The following is a 6,237-nucleotide window of genomic DNA, read 5'->3' on the forward strand; positions in this document are numbered from 1 at the left end:
CAGGAATTCAGTTCCCTGTCGAGAATACTATTTTAAGTATAATAAATAGTCAAAATTTAAATTATTACTTACTGGTTGTAAAAAGAAGGGGAGGATTGAGAACCTTAAACTCTAAAGAAGATTTAACACGGGAACAAGCTCTTGAACTGCTAGAAGACTTTGCTAAACGTTGGTTAGCGCATGATGGGCTATGGTTCCAAGCTATTGAGCAAGTATACGGACTTGACGAAGCGGTGGAGCTTGATACCGAGGCTTGGCGAAGGTTTACTGTCCTTGAAGCTAAACGCATTATGGTTTTTCTTGGCTTGCCTAAAAATGGGGGGCTAGACGCTTTGGAAAGAGCACTAAAGTTTCGATTATATGCCTTTCTAAATGTTCAAGAATGCTCCAGATCAGACGATCGGACTTTAATTTTTAAAATGCTCGATTGTCGCGTTCAGTCTGCCCGAAAACGAAAAAGTCTTCCTGACCATCCTTGCAAGTCTGTTGGAGAAGTTGAGTACTCTTTATTCGCTTCTACGATTGACCCTCGAATTAAGACGAGTTGTATTGCCTGCCCACCAGACCCCCATCCAAAAGAATTCTATTGTGGATGGATGTTTACCATAGACGAATAGGAGGCAGCTACCCTTTGGATGGTTCCTCTTCTATATGCAAAACATACTTCGATGGTCAAAATTCAAAATGTATACCAGTGATATCGTGGTTAATGTGACGGTAGATGCCGCTGCATATTTTTGGTGGGTATGGATATTGTAAGGAGTACAAGGTTAACGCTATATCAAAGAAAATGGAGGGGTAAATTATGAAGACAATCATGGTAATAGGAGCTGGACAAATGGGTGGAGGAATCGCCCAAATTGCTGCCCAAGCAGGTTACTCCATTATTTTAAATGACATTAAGGATGAATTTGTCTTAAAGGGCCTCGGTGTCATTCAGAAAAACCTTAGCCGTAGTGTCGAAAAAGGAAAGCTTGCTGCTGAAGAAAAAGAGGCTATTTTAGGTCGTATTACTCAATCGACTTCTCTGCAGGATGCATCAGCAGCCGACTTAGTAATCGAAGCCGCTATAGAAAATATAGCCATAAAAGCCCAAATCTTCTCACAACTCGATATAATTTGCCCTAAAAATACGATATTTTCAACTAATACATCCTCTTTACCGATCACGGAGATAGCAACATTCACCAAACGTCCGGATCGCGTAATTGGTATGCACTTTTTTAATCCCGTTCCCGCGATGGAGCTCGTCGAGGTTATCCGCGGCCTGGCCACCAGTGACGAAGTCTATAAAACGATTGAAGAGTTAAGCGTGAAAATAGGTAAAACGCCGGTGGAAGTTAATGATGCCCCCGGATTTGTCGTTAATCGGGTTTTAATCCCCATGATCAATGAAGCCGTTTGCACACTCTATGAAGGTATAGCCACGGCGGAATCAATTGATAATTGTATGAAATTAGGCACAAAACAACCCATGGGTCCGTTGGAGTTAGCGGATCTGATCGGACTGGATACAGTATTATCTATTATGGAAGTTCTGCATGAAGGTCTTGGTGATAAATATCGCCCATGTCCATTACTCCGTAAATATGTTAAAGCGGGCTGGCTTGGACGGAAATCTGGCCGGGGCTTTCATAACTACGGAGCTTAACTCAGCGCGTTAATTATCTTCAGTCAGATCTCCGGAGGGATGCCTCTCTCAGACCAAGTAACGCTATTATAGTATGCGAAGTGATTCGTGATTACGAGGAGGACAAAGCGTGGAGTATGCCAATCTTATGCTTGAACAAAACGGTGCTATCGCCACCGTAACCATCAATCGACCTAAAGCCTTAAATGCTTTAAACCCGGATACACTGACAGAACTGTCCGCTGTGCTGGATGAGATAGCAGGTAATTCCAGTGTTAAAGTGGTCATAGTCACCGGCAGTGGCAAGAAGGCTTTTGTCGCCGGCGCAGACATTGCTCAATTAAAAGAGTTTAATACTCTGGAAGGCCGACGTTTTGGTCAATTAGGCCAGTTAGCTTTTCGGAAGCTTGAACTTTTACCTCAACCCGTAATTGCCGCTATTAACGGATTTGCCTTAGGTGGCGGATGCGAGTTAGCTATGGCTTGCGATATACGTTTAGCGAGTGAAACTGCGAAGTTTGGTCAACCGGAAGTAACCTTGGGTGTTACTGCCGGATTTGGAGGCACTCAGCGTTTGCCCCGTCTGGTTGGTACAAATCGAGCCTGTGAGCTGCTATTTACAGGAGAACTCATTGATGCCCAGGAAGCTTATCGTATTGGACTGGTGAATCATGTTTATCCTTTAGACAATCTTATGGAAGAAGCCCTCAAACTGGCGAACAAAATTTTAGCGTGTGCACCCGTTGCCGTACAGTTAAGCAAAAGTGCCGTTCAGCGGGGGATTAACATGGACCTGGACAGCGCGATAGCCTACGAAGCGGAGGTTTTCGGTCTGGCGATTAGTACACAGGATAAAAATGAGGGTACTACAGCCTTTCTGGAACGACGTAAACCTGTTTTTGAAGGTCGATAATAGTGATCCCCTAAAACTTAAGTCAGGGATTGAAATTCCATTTAGAGGAAATCACAAAAGGATACAAGCCTACGGACACTGGCGGTTGGTTGAATACCACCGCCATCTATGTGCATTCGACAGAAACAGGAAGGTAAATAATTCAACCTTAGTTATACCAATTATGGTGTTTGAGTGTTATAATAAATAGGACTGGTTAATGAAATAACTGGTATTTCTAGTGAAGTGCAGTTTAAGGTGTCGCTAAAATTAAATTTTAAAAACCATTTGTGGAATTATTAATTTAAGGAGATGACTGTTTTAAAATGAGAGAAGTTGTCATTGTCAGTGCTGTACGTACACCCGTAGGTTCTTTTTTAGGTGCCTTTGCGCAAATACCGGCAGTAGAGTTAGGTGCTATTGCTATCGCAGAAGCAATTAAAAGAGCAGGTATCACAGCTGATCAAGTTGATGAAGTTATTATGGGTAACGTGCTCCAAAGTTCGCTGGGTCAGAATCCTGCTCGTACTGCGTCTCTGAAAGCCGGAGTTCCTAAGGAAGTTCCCGCTTGGACACTCAATATAGTATGTGGATCGGGACTGAAAACTGTCATGTGTGCCGCTCAGACCATTATGTCCGGGGACGCTGATATCGTTGTTGCCGGTGGCTGTGAGAGCATGTCTCTGTCCCCTTATGCGCTGCCTGGTGCTCGGACAGGGTATCGGATGAACAATAATACGGTTGTTGATACGATGATAACTGATGGCTTATCGGATGCGATACATGGTATTCATATGGGCTTAACGGCTGAAAATATTGCGGAACAGTTTAATATTACCCGTGAAGAACAAGATCAGCACGCAGTTTTAAGTCAACAACGTGCGGAAGCCGCAATTAAAGCTGGTAAATTTGTGGAGGAAATTGTTCCGGTGTCCGTTCCGCAAAAGAAAGGTGAGCCTAAAGTTGTCTCCCAAGATGAATTTCCCCGTTTTGGCGCGTCCTATGAAGCCATGGCTAAACTACCGGGCGCGTTTAAAAAGGGTGGGACCGTCACGGCCGGAAATGCTTCAGGTATTAATGACGCAGGTGCCGCCGTCGTGGTTATGGCCAAAGAGAAAGCGCAGGAACTGGGTTTAACCCCGCTGGCGACCATCAAGTCTTGGGCAACGTCAGGAGTAGAACCACTGATTATGGGAACCGGGCCCATTCCGGCAACCCGTAAAGCCTTAAAGAAAGCCGGACTAACCATTGAAGATATTGAAGTCATAGAAGCGAACGAAGCATTTGCTTCTCAATTCTTAATCTGCGGGCGCGAGTTGAAGCTTGATATTGAGAAGACGAATGTGAACGGCGGAGCGATTGCCATTGGTCATCCGATTGGCGCTTCCGGAACGCGGGTTCTTGTGACCTTACTGTACGAAATGAAGCGGCAAGATGCCCATCGCGGCTTAGCTACACTCTGTATCGGCGGCGGACAGGGCGTTGCCATGATTGTCGAACGTTAGGATCTTGGCATTAATCAGGGTACCGATCAATAATTGCATCTTTCAGAGTAAAGGGAAAGAAGGGTCTCTGCCTGCAGGGATCCTTTCTTTATGTTATTTTTATGGACAATTTCCAGAGCAACAGTTAGAATTTGAAAAGGAAGGAATTGTTTTCTAACGTTCTGGAACATAGTTGATAGAGGATGAAGAAAATGGGTATCAGAATTGAGCAGCGGATTCCACCGAGACGACCTGCCTGGAATATTTGGCAGGGATTGTTGCTGATTTTACTTGTGACGTTAATTGAATATCTGCTCGGGTGGTTGGAAACGCCGGATGATTTAGATTCTTTGCGCGGGATGCTTCATTTTATTGGGGTTGGCTTAGGGGATGCTCTGGTCTATATCGGTGTTATCTGGATATTTCTGCGTCTTATACGTCGGCCATTTTCTGACCTGGGTTTTGTTAAGCCGCTCAAACGCTTTGTTGTATTGGGATTTGTGGTTGGAATTTTTTTGTTTGTATGTATTGGCTTATTAGGAAACATATTAACGCACGTATTTGGAACCCCAGTGCCGCAAAGTTTTACAGTAGCGGTAAATGGGGTAAACTATAAATGGGAATTTGGACTTCTCGCTTTATTAGGCGGAGTGGTAGCTCCACTCAAGGAAGAGATGTTTTTCCGTGGCATTATCTACCCGCCCTTTCGGCAAGCCCTGGGGCGGGGTAAAGGAATGCTGTTAACAGGACTATTTTTTGCGACATTACATTATGATATTGTCCGATTTTTACCATTGTTCATTGGAGGAGTGGTACTTGCCTGGTTGTACGAGCGATCTGCGAGTATTTGGCCTGCTGTTGTAGCACATGGAACCTGGAATATTTTAATGGCCGCCGCGTTATGGATTCAGCGTTATTAAGGGTGAGGAACATTCTAAGTAGGAGATTTGCATGAACGATAATAAAGCTGTTAACAAAACCGCGGAGGAAAACCTAACGTTAGAATGTCTCCGACTCATCTCCGACGGCTCGGGTATAGGGTATCTGAACGGTATAGCAACATTCGTGCCCGGTCTTCTTCCTGGAGAAACCGGGGAGGTTGAAGTGTATAAAGCTAAAAAGAAATGGCAACGGGCTCGGCTTCTGAGGATTATCAAGCCTTCGTCTGAACGCATTGCTGCCCCTTGTTCTGTTTTCGGAGGGTGCGGGGGATGCCAGCTCCAGCATATGACTTACGAAGGGACCCTCCTGTGGAAGAACCGTTGGGTGGAGGATGCACTCGCAAGAATTGGAAAAATAAGCGTTGAGGTCGAGCCTATTATCGGGGTGCCTGTTCCATGGCGTTATCGCAATAAGGCGCGTCTTCACCGTGAACCAAGCGGTAAAATAGGATATTACAAGGAGAAATCCAAGGACCTTGTCCATTTCCCGGATTGTCTTTTATTAAGTGAGCGTATGAATCGCTGGATTCGACGCACTGAGGAATTTATGACTGCCGGGTATGCGGAAATAGACACCTTAACGTTTCGTGAGAATACAAAAGGAGAAGGGCTTTTGTTTTTAGAGGGAAAGGCTGCCAAAGGTTTTTCAGTCGAGGATAACCAGGAATTGTTGGAGGCTCTACTTAAGGAAGGGGTTCGCTCAGTCTGGGGAACCGATTCGGAAGGCGGTTTAGCGTTGGTGTGGGGAGAGGAAGCGTTCAGCCAAACGATTCTCGGCATGACCTTTAACGTTTCTCCGTTAGCGTTTCTCCAAGTAAATCCGCAGCAAACGGACGTCCTTTACTCCCATGTTCTGGATGGGGCTGCTCTGACAGGAGACGAAACCGTCTGGGATCTTTATTCCGGGATTGGGACACTCGCTTTAGTTCTGGCCTCAAAGGCCAAGAGGGTAACGGGCATCGAGGAAAATCCGTATGCGGTTGAGGATGCTATCCAAAACGCTGCTCGTAATAATGCTGTTGGCCCTGTTGAATTTCTGAAGGGGAAAGTCGAATCGCGGATGATGAGGTTAGATGAGCGGCCCGATGTCGTTGTCTTAGATCCACCCAGAACAGGCATACATCCGATTGTCGGGCAACGCTTACTGGAGCTGAAACCCCAGCGGATCATCTATGTGTCTTGCGACCCAGGAACCCTGGCTCGGGATCTCGGAGTCCTTTCACTGGGAGGATATGGAGTTGAAAGCGTGCAGCCAGTTGATATGTTTCCTTGGACGCAGCACGTTGAGAC

The 6,237-nt window shown here is 45.5% G+C and carries 6 protein-coding genes; all 6 read left to right on the plus strand.

Features of this window, described 5'->3' with window-relative positions:
- Window positions 1-95: 95 nt before the first annotated feature.
- On the plus strand, window positions 96-617 hold the full coding sequence (locus AC6I5A_RS09120) for a DUF6125 family protein (RefSeq protein ID WP_034614712.1): 522 nt from the start codon (window positions 96-98) through the stop codon (window positions 615-617).
- Window positions 618-805: 188 nt separating this feature from the next.
- Entirely contained in the window at window positions 806-1,651 is an 846-nt protein-coding gene (locus AC6I5A_RS09125) for a 3-hydroxybutyryl-CoA dehydrogenase (protein WP_034614715.1), read from the plus strand.
- A 109-nt stretch (window positions 1,652-1,760) separates the two neighbouring features.
- Window positions 1,761-2,543 carry a short-chain-enoyl-CoA hydratase gene (locus AC6I5A_RS09130; RefSeq protein ID WP_034614719.1) on the plus strand — a complete coding sequence of 261 codons (783 nt, stop codon included), beginning with the start codon at window positions 1,761-1,763 and terminating at the stop codon, window positions 2,541-2,543.
- Window positions 2,544-2,848: 305 nt separating this feature from the next.
- Window positions 2,849-4,027, plus strand: a complete 1,179-nt coding sequence (locus tag AC6I5A_RS09135; RefSeq protein ID WP_034614722.1) for an acetyl-CoA C-acetyltransferase — start codon at window positions 2,849-2,851, stop codon at window positions 4,025-4,027.
- 191 nt (window positions 4,028-4,218) lie between these two features.
- Window positions 4,219-4,926, plus strand: a complete 708-nt coding sequence (locus AC6I5A_RS09140; RefSeq protein WP_034614726.1) for a CPBP family intramembrane glutamic endopeptidase — start codon at window positions 4,219-4,221, stop codon at window positions 4,924-4,926.
- A gap of 31 nt (window positions 4,927-4,957) precedes the next feature.
- A partial coding sequence (gene rlmD, locus AC6I5A_RS09145) for a 23S rRNA (uracil(1939)-C(5))-methyltransferase RlmD (RefSeq protein ID WP_034614730.1) occupies window positions 4,958-6,237 on the plus strand: 1,280 nt, incomplete at its 3' end.

This window comes from Desulfosporosinus sp. Tol-M2 (assembly GCF_059735615.1).

What these genes read in the sequence shown, in the direction of transcription:
- AC6I5A_RS09125 (WP_034614715.1), top strand. Translation starts at nt 806, where the DNA reads ATGAAGACAATCATGGTAATAGGAGCTGGACAAATGGGTGGAGGAATC.
- AC6I5A_RS09135 (WP_034614722.1), top strand. Translation starts at nt 2,849, where the DNA reads ATGAGAGAAGTTGTCATTGTCAGTGCTGTACGTACACCCGTAGGTTCT.
- AC6I5A_RS09140 (WP_034614726.1), top strand. Translation starts at nt 4,219, where the DNA reads ATGGGTATCAGAATTGAGCAGCGGATTCCACCGAGACGACCTGCCTGG.